This window comes from Qipengyuania atrilutea, from assembly GCF_013370205.1.
Lineage (GTDB): Bacteria > Pseudomonadota > Alphaproteobacteria > Sphingomonadales > Sphingomonadaceae > Actirhodobacter > Actirhodobacter atriluteus.
The window spans coordinates 493,300-512,117 of record NZ_JABWGV010000003.1 but is presented as its reverse complement, the minus strand read 5'-3'; the positions used below and the strand labels follow the sequence as shown (position 1 = coordinate 512,117).

The window sequence follows — 18,818 nt, the reverse complement described above, 5'->3', positions numbered from 1 at the left end:
CCACTCCGCTTTTCAGAATACGGGTTGATCATTCAAATTTCGGTACAGTACTTAAACAGATAACCCTTTCTTCTAACTACGGCGCTGATACGTACAGTTACGTGAGGAAAGAAACGTTACCACCAGCGCTCCGGCTTAGCCGTAAATCCGGCTCGCTGTTCGATCGCGAGGCCGGCGTTCATCACGCCCTGCTCGTCGAACGGTTTGCCGACAATCTGGAGGCCCAGCGGCAGGCCGTCTCCGTTCAGCATCGCGGGTACGCTCATTGCCGGGAGGCCGGCCAGCGACGCGGGCACGGCGAAAACGTCGTTCAGATACATCGCGAGCGGATTATCAGACTGCGCTCCGGGCGAGAAAGCTGCGGTCGGCGTAGTCGGCGCGAGGATCACGTCGCACTCGTTCCAGACCTGCTCGAAGTCGCGCGCTACCAGTGCACGCACCTTCTGCGCCTGGTTGTAATAGGCGTCGTAGAAGCCGGCCGAAAGCACGTATGTCCCGATCAGGATACGCCGCTTGACCTCGTCGCCGAACCCTTCGCTACGGGTTGCGGCATACATGTCCTGAAGGCCCGCGCCCTCCGGCAGGTCGCGGAGACCGTAGCGCACGCCGTCGTAGCGTGCGAGGTTGGACGATGCCTCCGCAGGTGCGATGATGTAATAGGCAGGCAGCGCGTATTTCGTATGCGGCAATGAGACGTCGACGATCTCCGCGCCCGCATCGCGCAGCCACTCCTTGCCGCGTTCCCAGCTGTCCAGAATTTCGGGATCGGTCCCGTCCATCCGGTATTCTCGCGGAATGCCGACCTTCTTGCCGCGTAGGTCGGCATCAAGCGCACTCGCCCAGTCGGGCACAGGCAAATCGAGCGAGGTTGAATCCTTCGGATCGAAGCCGGCCATCGCGCGGAGCATGATCGCGCAGTCCTCGACGCTGCGGGCCATCGGTCCGGCCTGATCGAGGCTGCTGGCGAAAGCGACGACGCCACAGCGCGAGCAGCGGCCGTAGGTCGGTTTTACGCCCACGATGCCGGTAAAGGCTGCAGGCTGGCGAATTGAGCCGCCGGTGTCCGTACCGGTTGCCGCAGGGCAGATGCGCGCTGCAACAGAGGCGCTCGATCCGCCGGACGAGCCGCCGGCCACGAAGTCCGCGTTGCTGCCGGTCTTCCGCCAGGGCGAGGTGACGTTGCCGAAATAGCTCGTCTCGTTGGAGCTGCCCATCGCGAACTGGTCAAGATTGAGCTTGCCGAGCATCCCTGCACCCGCATCCCACAGCTTTTGCGACACGGTGCTTTCGTATTGGGGCACGAACCCTTCGAGGATATGGCTTGCCGCCGTCGTCTGCACGCCCTTGGTGCAGAACAGGTCCTTCATGCCGATCGGAACGCCGGCCATCGGCCCGAGGTCCTTACCCGAAGCACGAGCATCATCGACCGCATCTGCCGCTTCCAGCGCCTTCTCGGGCGTGGCGACAATGAAGGCATTGAGCGAAGCGGCCTGTTCGACCGCCGCGTTGAAGGCCTCGGCAATCTCGCGCGCGGTGAAATCGCCGCTTGCAACGCCGTCGCGGATTTCGCGGACGCCGAGCTGCGTAAGTTCGTCTGCGTTCTTCGGCATCATTCAATCACCTTGGGCACGCCGAAAAAGCCGTGTTCGGCAACGGGCGCGTTCGCGAGGATGTCTTCACGCCGATCGCCGCCGGTCTTCGGATCGGCGTTCACCTCGTCTTCGCGCAGGCGCAGCGTGTTGGGGATCACCGCGGTCATCGGCTCGACTGCGCTGGTATCGACTTCGCCTAGCTGCTCGATCCAGCCGAGGATGTTGTTGAGTTCGGGAACCATGCGCTCGAGCGCGGCATCGTCCATCTCGATCCGCGCAAGACTCGCGATCTTCGCGACGGTGGGTTTATCGACTGACATGGCTGTGCGCGTTAGCGAGCGGGCGGGCGCGCTTCAAGCGGGAGTTGTGGCTTAAAGAGTCTATTTGAAGGGCTGACTGGCAGGTTCTCCATTCACGAATACTTGAACACCTGTAAACGGTCGTAGTTCGACCACACCATCGGCGCTTGGTGCGCGTCCGAGTTCTTCATGCTCGTGAACGAGAGCGCCATCGACTATGCGTTGTGTGATAGCCTTTGCACTTTTCGGCTTGACCAGCAGCAGGTGCGGATTGGTTCCATATTCTGAGGTCGTCATAACTGCAATCAAACGCCCTTGCCGAACTTCCCCCAAATTGATTACTCGACACCCTTCCCGGCACAATATGATCTCATCGCGCAAATGTGCCCTGATGGCGTCCGCAGTTTGTTCGTCAAACCTAGACAGATCAGGCTTATATGAAATTTGGCGGCGCTCGTTCATTGATGTCGTCCCGTATGGACGGTTCCGCATGGCAACGGTATCACTTGCCAAGCTGGCAACTTTTCCGTTCCCAACCTTTGCCAGCCTCTCCAGCGCCCGCCGTCCGGCATCGCCGAAGTCCCAGCGTAGCGCGGCATAGTCGAAATCCTCTACGCTCACCTTGCCGCTGTTCAGCCGCGCGACCTGATTGCGGGCAGAAACAGCTCCGAAGTCCACGATCGGCAGGGCGAGTATGAAAGCGATTACGCAGGTCGCGACTGCGAGGTGCATGTTGGCGCGCCGCAGCCGCTCGTCCCATTCGCCGCGCCAGCCGCGCAGCACCGCTGCGAAATAACCGACCCCGTAGGCCACGCCCACCGCGATGGCGATCAGCGACCAGATGCGTTCCGGACTGAGGCCGTGCTGCGCGATGCGCATTCCCATCGAGATGGCGGCAAAGATTGTAAGCGGCAGGATGCCTAGCGCGAGGATGCGTGCCGCGATCCGCATGATGCGCGAACCGCTCATGTCGGCGCGCTCGTCGCGCACCACGGCGTTCACCAGCACGAAGCTGCCGACTGCAATGGCGAGGAGGACGGGCGTGGCGCTGCGCGTCGCTTCCCACAGCACATCGAGGCCGGAGAAGATGACGGCAACGAGAAAGACAGCGAGCGCGGCAGCCAGCGGCACGGCTAGCAGCGAGAAAACCAGCAGGACAACCGATTGCAGCGTGCCGAGAATGCGCAGCTGGTTCCTGAGCGTGCCGAGTGCGGCGCCGAATGCGGCTCCCGCAAAGGTAAGACCGAACCACTCCTCTGCGACAAGTTCGCGTAAGATATCGATCTGGATCAGTTCGAACAGCGCCGCGAGAAGCCAGACGAGCGCCCAGGAAAGTCCGGTGAAGGCCGCCGCCCCGGCAAGGCTGATGGCATCGGTCCAGACATGGAAATGCGCCACCTTGTACGGCGTTTGCCAGCGCAGGCGGTGAAACCCCGCCTGGAACAGCGGCAGCGCGAGGCCGACTGCCAGAAGCCCGGCCGCAAACCAGAATTCCGGCGCAGCGTATCGGTCCCCCGCGCTCTCGACCCGCCAGGCCAATCCGGCGACGACGAGACCGGCCAGTAGCGAGAAGATGAGCGAGGGTTTTGCGCGTCCCGGCGCGAAAGTAACCGCCAGGCTGAGCGATGCGACCGCGACGAAGCCCGTCGCCGCCGCCCGCCAGGGCGTGGGGTCGGGGACGCCGCTCAGGAAATGGACGACGAGGCCGGCCACACCCAGGAGTGCGGCCGAGCCCCAGGGCCGCGGAGCCCACGGCTCCAGCAGCCAATCGTCTTCACGCTCCGCCGCGCCTGTCAGGGCCGGTTCGCCCGTATCCTCATTCGCCATCGCTCCCTCCCCAGAAAACGACCCGAGCTGTTAAGCCGCCTCAGGGCTGCGGCGGTGCGCCTTCCTGTGGCGGCATTGCGCCGGGCGCGCCAGGCATACCCTGTCCGCCCTGCATCATCTGCATGACTTGCTGAAGCTGTGCGAGACCCTGTTCGAATTCCTGGTTGGTCAGGATGTCGTTCACCTCGACCTCGAACACCAGATCCTCGTTCGGGCCGATCGGCGATCCTTCTGGAGGGTTCGCGCCGTAGGCTTGCTCGCCGGGAATGAAGAGGCGGTAACGTCCACCCTCGCGCATCTGCTGTCCGCCCTCGGCGAAGCCGGGAATCATGCGCGACAGCGGCAGCGGCGTACCTTCGGGGAAGATCCCATCGACCGGCAGGTCGACCGGGCGCGAGCGGTCGAATTCCACTCCGCCCTCCGCGGTGGTGCCGACATAGTTCACGAACAGGACGTCGTCCGGACCGGCGGGTTCACCCTCGCCCGCTTCGAGCGTTTCGACCCGTACTCCACTCTCGGAGGTGAATACGTCCGGTGCCAGCCGCCAAGCGGCGAGCAACGCCAGAATCACTGCGACGGCCACGCCGATCCACAATTTGGTCAGCGAGCCTTTCGCAATCGGCTGCAGGGGTACGCGGGTCACTTCGCTCATGGAAACAGTCCTGTTGGGGCCTTTGCAGCCATATGTGATTTGAGGTTGCGCAGCAAAAAGGGCGCGGAACCTGAATTTCCGCGCCCTGATGGCTTAGCTTCGCTGTGGACGCAAGCGACTACGCGCCGTCGCGTTCCATCCGCTTGCGCTCGAGCTTGCGGGCGCGGCGTACGGCAGCAGCCTTTTCGCGAGCGCGTTTTTCGCTCGGCTTTTCGTAGTGGCGACGCAGTTTCATTTCGCGATAGACGCCTTCCCGCTGCAGCTTCTTCTTGAGCGCGCGGAGAGCTTGATCGACATTGTTATCGCGAACCATGATCTGCATAAACTGAAAACACCTCGAAAATATTGAACCTAAACAACGCTGTGGGTCGCGCATGATGCGCGCCGAAGCGCCGATTAAAGCAATGGGAATTGTGCCGAACCCTCGTGGTTCCGGCACGAATCTGGGTGCGTTATAGCCAAACTGCCCCGTTTTGACAAGGCATTCTCGCATTTCGGCCGCCCCGCTGCGGGCACGGGGGGTTTCGCTTGCCGCCGCCTCGGTATAAGGCGCGCGGGCAATGCAGGCAATCTCCCCCTTTACGACGAGTCTCTACGTCGCAGCCGGCGGCGGCGCGGGCGCGCTGCTGCGATATCAGCTTGGCCGCGGCATGACGCGTGCCCTCGGCACGGACGGGGCAGCAGCTTTCCCTTACGCCACCCTGTCGGCCAACGTTCTGGGCAGCCTCGCGATGGGTGTGCTGGCCGGGTGGCTGGCGCGGCACGGCGATGGCGGCAGCGAGGCGCTGCGCCTGCTGCTCGGGGTCGGACTGCTCGGCGGCTTCACGACCTTTTCCAGCTTCAGCCTTGAAATGATGTTGCTGATCGAGCGCGGGCAGCCTGGCCTTGCAGTCGGCTATGCCGCGGTCTCGCTTCTGGCGGGGCTCGGCGCACTTTACCTCGGCCTCGTCGCCATGCGAGCCAGCGCATGAGCGGGCCCGAGCAAAAAGAACGGCGCGGCAAGTCCGCCGACAACGTGCGCCTCTTCACCGTTGCGCCCGACGACGACGACATCCGGCTCGACCGCTGGTTCAAGCGCAATCTGCCGCAGGTCGGCTTCGGCACGGTTTCGCGCTGGGCACGCACCGGTCAGATCCGCGTCGACGGCAAGCGGGCGAGCGTGGACGACCGGCTCGCTGCGGGCCAGCAACTGCGTGTTCCCCCCGGCGGCAACGAGCCGAAGCGCAAGCCTAAGCCGAAACGCGAACTGACCGAGGACGAGATCGCTGAGGCAAGGGCCATGGTGATTGCCGAAACGCCGTCCGCCATCGTGCTCAACAAGCCGCCGGGCCTCGCAACGCAGGGCGGCAGCAAGACGACGAAGCACGTCGACGGTCTGCTCGATGCTTTCGCGCCGGGCGAGGACGAGATGCGCCCCCGCCTCGTCCATCGGCTCGACAAGGATACCTCCGGCGTTCTACTCATCGCCCGCACGCCGGGCAGCGCGGCCTATTTCTCGAAGCGGTTTTCCGGCCGCAGTGCGCGCAAGGTCTATTGGGCGCTGGTCGTCGGACGGCCTGAAGTCGACGAGGGCATGATCGAGGCGCCGCTCGCCAAGCAGCCGGGAACGGGCGGCGAGAAGATGTGGGTCGATGAAGAGAATGGGCAACCGGCCAAGACCCGCTACCGGGTGGTCGACCGCGCAGCGAACAAGGCGGCGTGGGTCGAGCTGGAGCCGCTGACGGGGCGCACGCACCAGCTTCGCGTCCACCTTGCCGCGATCGGCCACCCGATCGTCGGCGACGGGAAATACGGCGGGCAGGACGCGATGCTGACCGGCAGCGTGAGCCGCAAGATGCACCTTCACGCACGGCGCCTCATCATCGACCAGCCCGACGGACCGAAGATCGACGCGGTGGCCGAGCTTCCCGAACATTTCGCGGCCACGATGGAGCAGCTCGGCTTCGATCCGGCGCTGTCCGATGCAGAGCCCGAGCAAGGCCCGCCCGAACGCAGCAAGGCCGAAAAGAAGCAGGCGGCACGCGCCCATGCCAAGCAATACCGCAAGGCGCAGCGCGGCCCGCGCCGGGCCCGCAGCGGCAAGCCGGCGGGCAAGAAGGGCAAGCGCAAGTGAGCCGCCGCCTCGCCGTATTCGATTGCGACGGAACGTTGGTCGACGGTCAGGCCGGCATCTGCGAGGCGATGGAAACGGCGTGCGGGGCTGCCGGAATCGCCGTACCGAGCAGGCAGGCAATCCGCCGCATCGTCGGCCTCAGCCTGCCGCAGGCAATGTTCCACCTCGCCCCCGACACTACGCCGGATCAGCGCTCTTATGCGGTCGAGGTGTACAAGGATGCCTATCGTACCAGCCGGACCGAGGGGCGCCTGTACGAGCCGCTCTTCGCCGGTATCGCCGACCTGCTCCACGACCTGCGGGCCGAAGGCTGGCTGCTCGGCGTCGCTACGGGAAAGAGCGACCGCGGGCTCAAGGCCTGCCTGAAGCAGCACCGGATCGAACATCTGTTCACGACACTGCAGACAGCCGATCACCATCCCTCTAAGCCCGATCCCGCGATGCTCGTCGCCGCGCTGGCCGAAGCGGACGTCGAGCCACGCGATGCGGTGATGATCGGGGACACGAGCTTCGACATCACCATGGCGCACGCGGCCGGCGTACGGGCCGTCGGCGTCGCATGGGGGTATCACTCGGTCGCCGAACTGACGGCCGAAGGGGCGGACACGGTCGTTCGCGAGCCCGGCGAACTGAAAGGTCTGCTCGTTGAATGAAGGCCCGCATCGCGGCGCCGACGAAGCGCGGGCTGCGCGCCGGTTCTGGGCGCTGCAGCTGATCCGCGTGATCGGGCTTGCACTCGTCCTGTTCGGCGTAGTCCTGCTCTCGCGCGATGCGAGCGGCGAAGCTTACGAGGGGCCGGTGCTGATGGCGCTCGGCGCATTCGTTTTCTTCATCGGACCCCGCTTCCTCGCTCGCCGCTGGAAAAGCCCGGACGCATGAAGCGGTTCTACAAGGCGGTAACGGTGCAGCCCAACGAAGGCGGCTATGCGGTTGCCCTCGACGGACGGCTGGTGAAAACGCAGACCGGCAGGCCGCAGGTCGTGCCGAGCGCGGCGACGGCTGAGCTGCTGGCGGCAGAATGGGAACGCCAGGGCGAGACGATCGAGCCCAAGAGCTTCCGCCACCGGGACATGGCCGACTATGCGATTGACATGATTGCACAGGACCGCCGCCGCAGTATCGACAAGCTGCTTTCCTACGGTGAGACCGACACGCTGTGCTACCGCGCCGATCCCGACGAAGCGCTCTACGCGCGCCAGCAAGAGGAGTGGGAGCCGATCCTGTCCGCGCTTGAAGACCGGCTCGGCATCACGATGACCCGCGTCAGCGGGGTGATGCACAAGGCGCAGGGCGAAAGCGCACTTGCCCGCCTACGCGAAGAAGTGGAGGGCTTGGACGACTTTACGCTGGCCGCGCTCGAAACGATGGCCTCGCTCGCTGCCTCGCTTACCGCAGCCCTTGGCGCGATGCAGGACGATGCGGACGCAGGTGCGATTTGGGATGCCGCTCAGCTCGAAGAACGCTGGCAGATCGAGCAATGGGGCGAGGACGCCGAAGCCGCCAGGCGCATGGCGGAGCGGCGCGAGGCCTTCATGGCTGCGCACGCTTTCGCCGCATCGCTCAGGTCAGAATAAGTTAGCGCGCCCAGTCGGCGACTTGCCGGGCAACGTCGTTCGCCGCCTGGTTGAGCGCCACGCCCACCGGATTGGCTTCGGGCAGAACCCCCGGAACGATACTTTCGAACCGGCGCGTCTCGGGCGGCAAGCCTTCCCGCTTCCGGACCGCGTCGAAGCGCACGACGACCGAACTCGATGGCGCATCGTATCCGAAGTCGACAATCGTCCCGGCGAGCGAGTTCGTCGCCGTCAGCGCCGCCTCGTCGTCGTCCGCCACCACGAGACCGCCGCGTGCACGCAGCGTTTCGCCCAGCAGGCGGCGGAACAGGCGCGCAGGCCGCTCGACCCATACCGCGTCCTTCAGATAAGCGATGCTGCTGGGGTCGATCTGGACCGGGACACGCGTCTGCGCGAGCCGTGCGGGAGCGGCCAGCTCGTACACCGCAATCGAATTGGCCTCGGTCGCGGCGACTGGGTTGCCGACCGGGGCGCTGACTTCGCTGGTGAGCGTCAGCAGGCTTTCGGGCACGTCGGGTCCGAAGCTGACGCAGCCCGCTAGAAGTGCCGCGGGCGCCAGCCAGAAAGCCTTGCGGAAAATGCGTGTCATAGTCGGTATTCCCGTGTTCTGCGGCAGGGCTGACATCAGTATTCTTCGCTCGGTTCGTAATCTGGCAGCGGCGGCGATCCGAGCAGCGAGGTCGCGCCTTCGCTCTCGATCTTCTCGGTCACGTTGCGCAGCGCCCTGCTGGTTGCGCGCAGGTCCTGCAGCGTCGCTTCGGCGGCGGGCAGCGTCTGCTCGCTCAAACGCTGAGTGACCGGCTCGGTATTCTCGAGCGTCTGCGACAGGGACTGCGCGGCCTCATTCGCGGAACCGAGCGTCACGCGCAGCTGGTCGGCCAGCGATGCGCCTTCCTGATTGAGCAGCCGGTCGGTCGAGCGGGTCACGTCCTCGAACGCGTCAAGCGATTCGCTTGCCTCGCGCAGTGTCACCTGCAGTTCCGCCAGCGTCCGCTCGATCTGCGGCGAGGCGTCCGCGAGGGCCGCGGTCATCTCGTTCGTATTGGCCAGAATGCCGGCGATCTCGCCCTGGTTCTGGTCCGAGAGCAGCATGGTCAGCCGCTCGGTCAGCGTCGCCAGCCGCTCCAGCAGCAGCGGCGCGTTGGCAAGGATCTCTCCGAAGCCGCCCGACTTGGGCGGAATGACCGGTACGCCCTCGGGACAGGCGGTCGTATCGCAGGTAATCGGCGGAGCGCCGGTGCGCGCGCCGTCGAGCATAATGGTGGATACGCCGGTAAAGGATGCCTGGATCGTCGCCGCCGTCCCGACCAGGATCGGTGTGTTTTCCTTCACCTTGATCCGCACGCGCACGAATTGCGGATCCTTTTCCCACAGCACGATCTGCGCGACCTGACCGACCGGCACGCCGGCAAAGCTGACCTGCGATCCATTGGCGAGGCCCGAAACCGACTGTTTGAAGAAGATGTCGTAATTGTTCTGATCGCCTTCGCCCAGCCTTGCGATCCAGATGATGAAAGCGGCGAGTGCGGCCAGCAGCACCAGCGTTACCGCCCCGACCCACAGATGATTTGCGCGCGTTTCCATAATTCTATCAGCGCCCCTATGCCCGCCGTTTAACCCGCTTGTCCATTCGCTTGTACTGCGAACGCGACTGCGACGGGCCATCGCCGCCCTTTGCGGCCGAGGCCGCACGTCCGCGCGGCCCGTTGAAATATTCCTGGATCCACGGGTGCTCGGTTTCGAGCAGTTCGGGGATCGTGCCGACCGCGATAACCTTCTTGTCCGCCAGCACCGCGACCCGGTCGCAGATGGCGTAGAGCGTATCGAGATCGTGCGTAATGAGAAATACGGTAAGCCCCAGCGTCTCCTGAAGTTCCCGCGTCAGTTGGTCGAACCGCGCCGCGCCGATGGGGTCAAGGCCCGCGGTCGGCTCGTCGAGGAACAGGAGGTCCGGATCGAGCGCCAGCGCGCGGGCAAGCCCGGCCCGCTTCTTCATCCCACCCGACAGTTCGTTAGGATACTTGCTCGCCGCTTCGGGCGGCAGGCCCGACAGCACGACCTTGTAACGCGCGATGTCTTCCATCAACTCGGGCTCGATGTCGGGGTAGAACTGCTTGAGCGGCACCTGCACGTTCTCGCCCACGGTCAGGGTAGAGAACAGCGCTCCGCCCTGGAACAGCACGCCCCAGCGGTCGCGCACGCCGATATTCTCGTCCGGCTCGGCATCGGTGATCGAGCGCCCGAACACCTCGATGTCGCCTGCGGTTGGCGTTTGCAGTCCGATGATCGAGCGCATCAGCACCGATTTGCCTGTGCCCGAACCGCCGACCACGCCGATGATCTCGCCGCGCTTCACTTGCAGGTCCAGTCCGTCATGCACCGTCTGCTCGCCGAAACGGTTGACGAGGCCGCGCACCACGATCGGATGATCGGGTTGCTCGCGCTCGTGCGGGGGCGGCCGGTTATCGGCGTCTTCGTCTGTCATGGCCTCAGCCCCACCCGATGTTGGAAAAGAACACGGCGAAGAACGCGTCGATGACGATCACCATGAAGATTGCGGACACCACTGCGGTCGTCGTCCTGAGGCCGACCTGTTCCGAATTGTCCTCTACCTGCATGCCCTGATAGCATCCGGCGAGCCCGACGATCAGGCCGAAAACCGGCGCCTTGATCATGCCGACCCACAGGTCGTAAGTCGGAACCACGTCCTTGATCCGCTGGAGGAAGTTGAGGAACGGTATGCCGAGCGCGAATTCGGCGATCACAGCGCCGCCGATGATGGCGCACACGGCGGCGTAGAAGCCCAGCAGCGGCATCATTAGTACCGACGCGAGGATGCGCGGAATGACCAGCGCTTCGACCGGCGAGATGCCGATGGTCCGCATTGCGTCCACTTCCTCGGTCAGCTTCATCGTGCCGATCTGCGCGGCGAAGGCGCTGCCCGAACGGCCCGCTACCATGATCGCGGTCATGAGTACGCCGAGTTCGCGCAGCGTGATGCGCCCGACGAGGTTCACCGTCAGCGTTTCGGCACCGAACTGCTGAAGCTGCACTGCGCCCTGCTGCGCGATGACGATACCGATGAGGAAACTCATTAGCCCCACGATCGGCAGCGCGCTTACCCCGACAAGCTCGATCTGGCGCACCAGCGCCTTGCCGCGAAAGCGGCGCGGATGGCGGATAAGCACGCCGCAAGCGATGAGGATCTGGCCGAGAAAGCCGATAATGCCTTTGAAACCGTGGCCGAAATCATAGACGAGTTCGCCCATCCGCTCGGGAACGCGTTCCCACACGGCCGGGCGCGGCGGGCGGACGCCCTCGTCGCTGTCGGTCGCCTTGATCGCTTCGAGCAACCGCTTCGTCCGGTCGCTATGTCCGGTAATGGTCGCTTCGTGTTCGCGCGCGAGCTTGCAGGTTATCCACGCGCCGACGGTGTCGAACTGTTCGATACCGGAGAGGTCGATTTCGTCGATCGGGCCCTCGAGCCTGTAGAGGTCCTGGTCGATCCGGCCGACGGTCGAGACGAGATACGCCCCTTCCAGCGCGAGCCTGCGTCCGCCCCCGCCCGTCTCATCGACGCTATACCCAGCCTCAGCGCTCATATTCTGGCGCTATGCGTTCATTCTTTTGATTTAACAAGCGCTCGATGGCGAAGCGCGTTGCATGCCGCGCGCGGCGCTGGCATTGGCGCAGGCGCTATGACGAGAGACGAGAACGGCGCCGAAACCGGCGCGCTACCCAAAACCTTCGACCCCGCCGCGATCGAGGCGAAGTGGTACGCCCACTGGGAAGAGAATGGTCTGTTCCGGCCCGAGCGCCCGGACGCGGAAGCGTTCACCATCGTCAATCCGCCGCCGAACGTGACGGGATCGCTTCACATCGGCCACGCGCTCGACAACACGCTGCAGGACATCATGGTCCGCTACGAGCGGCTCAAAGGCAAGGACGCGCTGTGGGTCGTCGGCGTCGATCATGCGGGCATTGCGACGCAGATGGTGGTCGAGCGCCAGATGGAAGCGAAGGGCGAGAAGCGCACCGACTACAGCCGCGACGAGTTCGTGGAGAAGGTGTGGCAGTGGAAAGAGGAAAGCGGCGGCACGATCACGCGCCAGCTGCGCCGCCTCGGCTGCTCGATGGACTGGTCACGTGAGCAGTTCACGATGGACGAGCATTTCAGCCGCGCCGTCCTCAAGACCTTCGTCCAGCTTTACAATGACGGGCTCATCTACCGCGACAAGCGGCTGGTGAACTGGGATCCGAAACTGAAGACCGCGATCTCCGACCTCGAGGTCGAGCAGCAGACGATTGCGGGCCAGTTCTGGCATTTCAAATATCCGCTGGCGGACGGGGTCACGCTCGATAGCGGTCAGGACTATATCGAGGTGGCCACCACGCGCCCCGAAACGATGCTCGCCGACATGGCGGTGGCGGTCCATCCTTCGGACGAGCGTTACAGCAGCGTCGTGGGCAAGCACGTTGTCCTGCCGATCACCGGGCGGCGCGTGCCGATCGTCGCGGACGAGCACGCCGATCCGGAACTGGGATCGGGCGCGGTGAAGATTACGCCGGGCCACGACTTCAACGATTTCGAGGTGGGCAAGCGCGCGGGGATCGCAGCGGGCGACATGCTCAACATGCTCGATGCCGATGCGAATGTTTGCCAAACGGCAGACGGTCTCGTGCCCGACGAGTTCATCGGCCTGCACCGCTTCAAAAAGGACGGGACCGACGGCGCGCGCGAACTGGTCGTCCAGCGGCTGAAGGAAAGCGGGCATCTCATCCCGCATATCGCCAAGAACAAGCAGGGCGAGGACGTCGAACACGACGCCGAACCGCGGCAGATCGCGACGCCCTTCGGGGACCGCGGGGGCGTGGTCATCGAACCGTGGCTGACCGACCAGTGGTACGTGAACGCCGAGGAACTGGCGAAGAAGCCGATCGAAGCGGTGACGTCGGGCGAGGTCGAGATCGTCCCGAAAAGTTGGGAGAAGACCTTCTTCAACTGGATGGAGAACATCCAGCCGTGGTGCGTCAGCCGCCAGCTATGGTGGGGCCACCGGATCCCGGCCTGGTATGCACCGGACGGCGAGGTCTTCGTGGCGGAGACGGAGGAAGAGGCACAAGGCCTTGCCGGAAGCGGCGTAAGCCTCACCCGCGACGACGACGTCCTCGACACTTGGTTCTCTTCCGCACTCTGGCCTTTTGCGACGCTCGGCTGGCCGGAGCAGACCGACCTAGTCACGAAGCACTACCCCAACGATCTGCTCATTTCCGGCTTCGACATCCTGTTCTTCTGGGATGCGCGGATGATGATGATGGGCCGCCATCTGACCGGCGAGAACCCGTGGCCGCGCCTTTACCTCCACGGCCTCGTGCGCGCGGCGGACGGAGCGAAGATGTCGAAGTCGAAGGGCAATGTGGTCGATCCGCTCGGCCTGATCGACAAATACGGCGCGGACGCGCTGCGCTTCTTCATGGCGGCGATGGAAAGCCAGGGCCGCGACATCAAGATGGACGATGCGCGGGTCGAGGGGTACCGCAACTTCGCAACCAAGCTGTGGAACGCCACGCGCTTCTGCCAGTCGAACGGCATCGGTGCGAGCACCTCGATTGCCGCCCCGACCGCGCGCCTCGCCGCGAACCAGTGGATCGTCGGCGAAGTGGCGAAGACGGTGAAAGCGCTCGATGCCGCACTTGCAGACCTGCGCTTCGATGCGGCAGCGAATGCGATCTATCACTTCGTGTGGGACCGTTTCTGCGACTGGTATCTCGAACTCATCAAGCCGGTGTTCGCGGACGGCGCGAGCGAAGCGGCGGCTGAGGAAACGCGCGCCGTCGCAGGATGGGCACTCGACCAGATCCTCGTCATGCTGCATCCCTTCATGCCCTTCATCACCGAAGAACTGTGGTCCAAACAGGGCGACCGCGCGGACTACCCGCTCATCACCGCGAAATGGCCGGAGCCGCAAGCCGACGTGAGCGAGGAAGCCGTCGCGGCAATCGACTGGGCCATCGCGCTAACCACCGCGACCCGCGCGGCACGCAACGAGCTCGGCATCGCGCCGGGCCTGAAGCTCGCCGCCTACATCGCCGATCCCTCCCCGGTGGCGGCCAAGGTGCTGGAGCGCAGCAGTGCTGCCATCGAGCGGCTTGCGCGCCTTACTCCGATGACCGTCGGCGAAGCGCCCCAGGGCGCGGCGATGCAGATCACCGCGGGCGAGGACGTGGTCGTCGTTCCGCTGGAAGGCGTCATCGACATCGCGGTGGAGAAGGCGCGGCTCGAAAAGGCGCTCGGCGCGGCCGAGAAGGAAGCGAAGTCGCTCGAAGGCAGGCTCGGCAATGCGAATTTCGTGGAGCGCGCCAAGCCCGAAGCGGTCGAGAAGGCCCGCGCCGACCACGCGCATCACGCCGCCGAAGCGGAGCGGCTGAAGGCGGCACTCGCGCGGCTCGGCTGATGTGACCCAGCTCGTTCTTGCCACCAACGACAGCGGCGTGCCGGAAATCTTCGCCTCGGTTCAGGGCGAAGGGCCGAGCACCGGAATGCCGGTCGCCTTCATGCGCCTGTCGCGCTGCAACCTCGCCTGCGTGTGGTGCGACACGGCCTATACCTGGCACTTCGAAGGCGACGAGCGTTCGCACCGCAGCGGCGAGACCTTCCCGCGCAAAGCCAATCAGGTGAAGCTGGAGGCGGAAGAAGCGGTGCAGCTGATTGGTGCGCTCGGTCAGAAGCGCCTGGTCATCACGGGCGGCGAACCGCTCTTGCAAGCGAATGCGCTTGCGGACCTGCTCGACCTGCTGCCCGACATGAGCGTCGAGATCGAGACGAACGGCACGACCACCGCCCCGCCCCGGCTCGATATCCGCATTGACCAGTTCAACGTATCGCCCAAGCTCGCGCATAGCGGCAACGTGCCGGAGCTCGCGCTCATACCCGAACGGCTCGATGCCTACGCCGCCGAGCCGCGCGCATTCTTCAAATTCGTGGTCGCATCGCCCGAAGACGTGGAGGAGGCAGCGCGCCTGCGCGACACCTACCGCATTCCGCGGAATCGCGTCTTCCTGATGCCCGAAGGCACCGACAGCGAAACGCTGCGCGCCCGCGAGGAATGGCTTGTGCCGCTATGCCTGAAGCACGGCTTCCGGCTCAGCGACCGGCTCCACATCCACCTGTTCGGCGATACGCGCGGAACATGAGCGTTTAGCCCGCCTGCGCGCGCCAGCGCTGCACTGTGCGGTGAACCGCTTCTTCCTCGCCGCCGCTTGCGTTCCACAGGTCCACGAAGCTCGGATCTTCGGACGCCGGGCGCTTCGCCTCGTCGAGGTTGTCGAAGCTCACGCGGATCGGAATCGCCACGCCCTCGCCGCAGATTATGCATTCGCGGTTGCGCAAAGCCGGGATTGAATCGAGGAAACCGCGTGCGCCTTCGGGCATGGCCGCTTTCACGAACGCCTGGTCGCGGTCGTTGTTGAGGCGCATCGAAATGATCGTGCCGCACTGCGACAGCACGCCTTCGGCAAGGTCGGACGGGCGCTGCGTAATGAGGCCGAGGCTGATGCCGTATTTACGGCCTTCCTTGGCGATACGCGAAAGGATCGTGCCGACTGCGGACCCGTCGGCCTTGGCCTCGCTCGGCACGTAGCGGTGCGCCTCCTCGCATACGAGCAGGATCGGGCGCGGTTTTTCCTCGCGGCCCCAGATGGCGAAGTCGAAGACGAGACGGCTGAGGACCGCCACCACAGTCGCGGTGATGTCGGACGGCACGCCCGACACGTCGATGATCGAGATCGGCTTTCCGTCGCTCGGCATGCGGAACACCTTGGCGATGAAGTCCGCCATCGTGTCGCTGACCAGCATCCCGGAGAACATGAACTGGTAGCGCGGATCGGCCTTCAGTTCCTCGAGCTTGGTCTTGATCCGCATGAAGGGCGCGCTGGAAGTTGCCTTGTCGAGCTTGCCCATCTGGGTCTGAATCTCGTTCGACAGGTCGGAAAGCAGATAGGGAATGGGCGAATCGACCGTGATCTTGCCTAGGCTCGCGGCGAGCCGGCTCTTGCTGCGCGCGGCCAGCAGGCAGCGAGCGAGAATGTCGGCATCGGTCTGCCGCTCGTTCCCGTTCGAGGTAAGCAGAATTTCGCAATGCTCTTCGAAATTCATCAGCCAGTAGGGCATCTGTAGGTTCGAGGCGTCGAGGATCAGGCCGTTCTGCCGGAACGCGGCAGAATATTCGCCGTGCGGGTCGATCATGACGATATGCCCGTCGGGCGCTGCTTCGCAGATCTTGTGCAGGATCAGCGCGGCGCTGGTCGACTTACCCGTCCCGGTCGAGCCCAAAAGCGCAAAATGCTTGCCGAGCATCGCGTCGATATAGAGGCCGGCGCGAATGTCCTTCGTCGGGTAGACCCGGCCGATCTGGATATTGGGCCGCCCGTCGCTCGCGTAGATCTGCTTGAGGTCGGCGGTGGTGCAGGGATAGATCATCGCGCCCGGCACCGGGTAATGCGTCACCCCGCGCCGGAAGCCGTAGACGCGGCCCGTCAGCTTTTCTTCCTGGCCTTCGCCGAGGAAGTCGATGTCGGCGATGATCGTGCCGGCATTGCGGCGATCCTGTTTCTGATTGCGCACGTTGGCGAGCAGCCAGTTGCTGCCGACCTTGATCTTGATCTGGCTGCCGACCTGCCCGGCCTGCGCGACCGACGGGTCGCTGTCCTGCATGCACTCGTTCAGGCGCTGAAGATCGACCGCAATCTGCGAACCCGCCCCCGACACTTCGAGGATGATGCCGATAGGATCGTTGGCGTTGGTGCTGATATCGGCTTCGTCGGCAGCATTGCCTGCATTCAGGCCGCGCGAGCCCTGCTCTGCGGCCGCTTTGCCATTTACCGGATCGCCGGGCGCAGACGCCTGCAAATGCGTGCGCGCCGGACCAACCGCGCCTTCTTCTTCCGCCGGATTGAAAGTGCGGAAGGTATCGCGTCCGCCGCCATTCGCGTAATTATCCATTGCCCGATCGTTCCTTGGCCCAGTTTGAGGGCCGGGCTTAGGGCAGTCACGGTTAAGATCGGGTCAACGAAAGCGGACAGATGGCGCAGCGGGCGGCCTCACATCATGGCGAACAGGCGGCCCGCAAGCCATCCGGTCGTGATCGACAGGAACACTGCGACGAGACCGTAGATCAGGCCGTTGTTCTGCGCGGATTGCTCGATGAACCGCTCGAAGCCGACCTTGCGCACGGCGACTTCGGAGACGGCGGAGGCAACGACGCGCCCGTCGAACACCGCGAAGGTTTCGGCGGTATAGATGCCGGTCACCACGTTCGAAGGCAGCGCGATGCGCGCCTGGTACAGCACCTTCTCGCTGATCGTGACGCCGTTCAGATCCTGCTTGTACAGCCCCTGCCGGCGGCGCAGGTCGACCAGCCCCTCGGTAAAGCGAAGCTGCTCTTCCGGATCGATCACTCCGCTCGGACTGAGCTGGATGAAATCGGTCCCGAATTCGTAGATCGCGGCGGTCTTTTCGTCGACGATCTCGCCTACCGGACGCGAAGAGGCGACGGCGAAGAACACCGGGGCGGAGCGGAAATCCTCGCTGGCAGTGTTCATCCAGATCCCGCCGACGCGGTCCTTTTCGCGCAGGCGAATGGGCTCGGAGGGGCCCTTCAGCACCACGACGATATCGTAGTCGGTTGCTCCGCCCCGGCCCGAGGGATCGAACACCGCGCCGAACAGCAACAGTTCGGTCCCGGTGAAGCCTTGCCGCACGCGGACCTCGTGCTGCGAAATCTCCGGGACCAGCATCGGGTCGCGCTGCCCGCTCAGCATCAGCGCCGCGACGAGGAGGAACAGCCACTTCACAGCAATTGCACCGAATAGACCTCGTCCGGACGCACGCCGAGGCGGAACAGCATGATGAATGCGATGACGAGCACGATGGCGGCAAGCGCGAGGCGTAGAAGCTCCGGTTTGAACTGGAACGCGATCTTCGTGCCGAGCTGCGCGCCGGTGACCGATCCGATGAGCAGCAGTGCGACCAGAACCATGTCCACCGCCTTGGTCGTAAGCGAATGGGTGATGGTGGTGACGATGGTGACGAACAGGATGTTGAACAGCGAGGTGCCGACGACGACGTTCGCGCTCATGCCCAGGATATAAAGCATCGCGGGCACGAGGATGAACCCTCCGCCGACCCCCATCAGCATGGTCAGGATGCCGACGCCGACGCCTAGGATCAGCGGAGCGAGCGGCGAGATATAAAGGCCCGAGCGGTAGAAACGCCAGCGCAGCGGCAAGGCGCTGACCATCGGATGATGCCGCCTGCGGCGCACTTCGGGCTTGTCGCCCTGCTTCCTGAGCAGGGTCTGCAGCGCTTCGCGCGCCATCATCGCGCCGATCGTCCCGAGCATCAGGACGTAGAGGATATTGATGACCACGTCGATCTGTCCGATCGACTGGAAAAACCGGAAAAGAAGCGCGCCGAGCACTGCGCCGATCATGCCGCCCACGATCAGCACACCGCCCATCTGGTAATCGACCCCGCCGCGCGAGCTTTGCGCGATGACCCCCGAAACGCTCGCGCCGGTCACCTGCGTCGATGCGCTCGCCGCGGCGACGGTCGGGGGCACGCCGTAAAAGATCAGCAGAGGCGTCGTCAGGAAGCCGCCGCCGACCCCGAACAGGCCGGACAGGATGCCCGTCAGCCCGCCCAGCGCGACGATCAGCAGACCGTTGACGGCCAGATTGGCGATGGGCAGGTAGACGTCCATT

The 18,818-nt window shown here is 64.5% G+C and carries 19 protein-coding genes; 7 read left to right on the top strand and 12 right to left on the bottom strand.

Annotation, left to right across the window (positions count from 1 at the left end; genetic code table 11):
- Positions 1 to 116 precede the first annotated feature (116 nt).
- The 5 genes from gatA to rpsU form a co-directional block, all read right to left on the bottom strand.
- Positions 117 to 1,613, bottom strand: coding sequence for an Asp-tRNA(Asn)/Glu-tRNA(Gln) amidotransferase subunit GatA (gene gatA / locus HUV48_RS10525; RefSeq protein ID WP_225871636.1), 1,497 nt, complete (start codon positions 1,611 to 1,613; stop codon positions 117 to 119).
- A complete protein-coding gene (gene gatC, locus HUV48_RS10520) occupies positions 1,610 to 1,912 on the bottom strand; it encodes an Asp-tRNA(Asn)/Glu-tRNA(Gln) amidotransferase subunit GatC (protein WP_176267713.1) in 303 nt (100 codons plus the stop codon). The genes gatA and gatC overlap by 4 nt, the downstream gene beginning before the upstream one ends.
- 60 nt (positions 1,913 to 1,972) lie before the next feature.
- Positions 1,973 to 3,718, bottom strand: a complete 1,746-nt coding sequence (locus HUV48_RS10515) for a DUF4153 domain-containing protein (RefSeq protein ID WP_176267712.1) — start codon at positions 3,716 to 3,718, stop codon at positions 1,973 to 1,975.
- Positions 3,719 to 3,758: 40 nt separating this feature from the next.
- Complete coding sequence (locus tag HUV48_RS10510) at positions 3,759 to 4,370, bottom strand: FKBP-type peptidyl-prolyl cis-trans isomerase (protein ID WP_176267711.1); 612 nt, start codon at positions 4,368 to 4,370, stop codon at positions 3,759 to 3,761.
- A 118-nt stretch (positions 4,371 to 4,488) separates the two neighbouring features.
- Entirely contained in the window at positions 4,489 to 4,692 is a 204-nt protein-coding gene (gene rpsU / locus HUV48_RS10505; protein ID WP_176267857.1) for a 30S ribosomal protein S21, read from the bottom strand.
- A 238-nt stretch (positions 4,693 to 4,930) separates the two neighbouring features.
- Here rpsU and crcB point away from each other — a divergent pair, with 238 nt between their 5' ends.
- From crcB to HUV48_RS10480, 5 genes are read left to right on the top strand one after another with little or no spacing between them, the layout of a single operon-like run.
- Positions 4,931 to 5,341, top strand: a complete 411-nt coding sequence (crcB, locus tag HUV48_RS10500) for a fluoride efflux transporter CrcB (RefSeq protein ID WP_176267710.1) — start codon at positions 4,931 to 4,933, stop codon at positions 5,339 to 5,341.
- A complete protein-coding gene (locus tag HUV48_RS10495; RefSeq protein WP_176267709.1) occupies positions 5,338 to 6,483 on the top strand; it encodes an RluA family pseudouridine synthase in 1,146 nt (381 codons plus the stop codon). The genes crcB and HUV48_RS10495 overlap by 4 nt, the downstream gene beginning before the upstream one ends.
- Positions 6,480 to 7,136 carry an HAD-IA family hydrolase gene (locus HUV48_RS10490; RefSeq protein WP_176267708.1) on the top strand — a complete coding sequence of 219 codons (657 nt, stop codon included), beginning with the start codon at positions 6,480 to 6,482 and terminating at the stop codon, positions 7,134 to 7,136. Before HUV48_RS10495 ends, HUV48_RS10490 begins: the two co-directional genes overlap by 4 nt.
- Entirely contained in the window at positions 7,129 to 7,362 is a 234-nt protein-coding gene (locus tag HUV48_RS10485) for a TRADD-N-associated membrane domain-containing protein (protein WP_176267707.1), read from the top strand. The genes HUV48_RS10490 and HUV48_RS10485 overlap by 8 nt, the downstream gene beginning before the upstream one ends.
- On the top strand, positions 7,359 to 8,057 hold the full coding sequence (locus HUV48_RS10480) for an ATP12 family protein (RefSeq protein WP_176267706.1): 699 nt from the start codon (positions 7,359 to 7,361) through the stop codon (positions 8,055 to 8,057). Before HUV48_RS10485 ends, HUV48_RS10480 begins: the two co-directional genes overlap by 4 nt.
- Before the next feature lies 1 nt (position 8,058).
- Here the strand turns inward: HUV48_RS10480 and HUV48_RS10475 are convergent, their stop codons facing one another.
- Genes HUV48_RS10475 through HUV48_RS10460 form a run of 4 tightly spaced genes read right to left on the bottom strand, consistent with a single transcriptional unit; the run spans position 8,059 to position 11,659 of the window.
- Positions 8,059 to 8,646, bottom strand: coding sequence for an ABC-type transport auxiliary lipoprotein family protein (locus HUV48_RS10475; protein WP_176267705.1), 588 nt, complete (start codon positions 8,644 to 8,646; stop codon positions 8,059 to 8,061).
- Between the two features lie 35 nt (positions 8,647 to 8,681).
- The gene (locus tag HUV48_RS10470) at positions 8,682 to 9,641 is read right to left on the bottom strand and encodes an MlaD family protein (RefSeq protein WP_176267704.1); all 960 of its coding nucleotides are present in this window, start codon (positions 9,639 to 9,641) and stop codon (positions 8,682 to 8,684) included.
- A gap of 16 nt (positions 9,642 to 9,657) precedes the next feature.
- Positions 9,658 to 10,542, bottom strand: a complete 885-nt coding sequence (locus tag HUV48_RS10465) for an ABC transporter ATP-binding protein (RefSeq protein ID WP_176267703.1) — start codon at positions 10,540 to 10,542, stop codon at positions 9,658 to 9,660.
- Between the two features lie 4 nt (positions 10,543 to 10,546).
- Positions 10,547 to 11,659, bottom strand: a complete 1,113-nt coding sequence (locus HUV48_RS10460; RefSeq protein ID WP_176267702.1) for an ABC transporter permease — start codon at positions 11,657 to 11,659, stop codon at positions 10,547 to 10,549.
- A 96-nt stretch (positions 11,660 to 11,755) separates the two neighbouring features.
- On the opposite strand from HUV48_RS10460, the gene HUV48_RS10455 reads away from it, so the two are divergent.
- Both HUV48_RS10455 and HUV48_RS10450 read left to right on the top strand, forming a co-directional pair.
- A complete protein-coding gene (locus HUV48_RS10455) occupies positions 11,756 to 14,512 on the top strand; it encodes a valine--tRNA ligase (RefSeq protein ID WP_176267701.1) in 2,757 nt (918 codons plus the stop codon).
- A 1-nt stretch (position 14,513) separates the two neighbouring features.
- On the top strand, positions 14,514 to 15,251 hold the full coding sequence (locus tag HUV48_RS10450) for a 7-carboxy-7-deazaguanine synthase QueE (protein WP_176267700.1): 738 nt from the start codon (positions 14,514 to 14,516) through the stop codon (positions 15,249 to 15,251).
- Positions 15,252 to 15,255: 4 nt separating this feature from the next.
- On the opposite strand, the gene HUV48_RS10445 is transcribed toward HUV48_RS10450, so the two are convergent.
- The 3 genes from HUV48_RS10445 to HUV48_RS10435 all read right to left on the bottom strand — a co-directional run bounded on the left by HUV48_RS10445 (position 15,256) and on the right by HUV48_RS10435 (position 18,817).
- Positions 15,256 to 17,058, bottom strand: a complete 1,803-nt coding sequence (locus HUV48_RS10445; protein ID WP_225871635.1) for an ATP-binding protein — start codon at positions 17,056 to 17,058, stop codon at positions 15,256 to 15,258.
- A gap of 98 nt (positions 17,059 to 17,156) precedes the next feature.
- Complete coding sequence (locus tag HUV48_RS10440) at positions 17,157 to 17,876, bottom strand: TIGR02186 family protein (protein ID WP_176267855.1); 720 nt, start codon at positions 17,874 to 17,876, stop codon at positions 17,157 to 17,159.
- A 29-nt stretch (positions 17,877 to 17,905) separates the two neighbouring features.
- On the bottom strand, positions 17,906 to 18,817 hold the full coding sequence (locus tag HUV48_RS10435) for a sulfite exporter TauE/SafE family protein (protein WP_176267699.1): 912 nt from the start codon (positions 18,815 to 18,817) through the stop codon (positions 17,906 to 17,908).
- Position 18,818: the final 1 nt, after the last annotated feature.

Coding starts and splice junctions, on each gene's coding strand:
- HUV48_RS10515 (WP_176267712.1), bottom strand. CDS start 3,718: ATGGCGAATGAGGATACGGGCGAACCGGCCCTGACAGGCGCGGCGGAG.
- HUV48_RS10435 (WP_176267699.1), bottom strand. CDS start 18,817: ATGGACGTCTACCTGCCCATCGCCAATCTGGCCGTCAACGGTCTGCTG.
- crcB (WP_176267710.1), top strand. CDS start 4,931: ATGCAGGCAATCTCCCCCTTTACGACGAGTCTCTACGTCGCAGCCGGC.
- HUV48_RS10470 (WP_176267704.1), bottom strand. CDS start 9,641: ATGGAAACGCGCGCAAATCATCTGTGGGTCGGGGCGGTAACGCTGGTG.
- HUV48_RS10465 (WP_176267703.1), bottom strand. CDS start 10,542: ATGACAGACGAAGACGCCGATAACCGGCCGCCCCCGCACGAGCGCGAG.
- HUV48_RS10475 (WP_176267705.1), bottom strand. CDS start 8,646: ATGACACGCATTTTCCGCAAGGCTTTCTGGCTGGCGCCCGCGGCACTT.
- HUV48_RS10445 (WP_225871635.1), bottom strand. CDS start 17,058: ATGGATAATTACGCGAATGGCGGCGGACGCGATACCTTCCGCACTTTC.
- gatA (WP_225871636.1), bottom strand. CDS start 1,613: ATGATGCCGAAGAACGCAGACGAACTTACGCAGCTCGGCGTCCGCGAA.
- HUV48_RS10495 (WP_176267709.1), top strand. CDS start 5,338: ATGAGCGGGCCCGAGCAAAAAGAACGGCGCGGCAAGTCCGCCGACAAC.
- HUV48_RS10510 (WP_176267711.1), bottom strand. CDS start 4,370: ATGAGCGAAGTGACCCGCGTACCCCTGCAGCCGATTGCGAAAGGCTCG.
- HUV48_RS10480 (WP_176267706.1), top strand. CDS start 7,359: ATGAAGCGGTTCTACAAGGCGGTAACGGTGCAGCCCAACGAAGGCGGC.
- gatC (WP_176267713.1), bottom strand. CDS start 1,912: ATGTCAGTCGATAAACCCACCGTCGCGAAGATCGCGAGTCTTGCGCGG.
- HUV48_RS10440 (WP_176267855.1), bottom strand. CDS start 17,876: ATGCTGAGCGGGCAGCGCGACCCGATGCTGGTCCCGGAGATTTCGCAG.
- HUV48_RS10455 (WP_176267701.1), top strand. CDS start 11,756: ATGACGAGAGACGAGAACGGCGCCGAAACCGGCGCGCTACCCAAAACC.
- rpsU (WP_176267857.1), bottom strand. CDS start 4,692: ATGCAGATCATGGTTCGCGATAACAATGTCGATCAAGCTCTCCGCGCG.
- HUV48_RS10460 (WP_176267702.1), bottom strand. CDS start 11,659: ATGAGCGCTGAGGCTGGGTATAGCGTCGATGAGACGGGCGGGGGCGGA.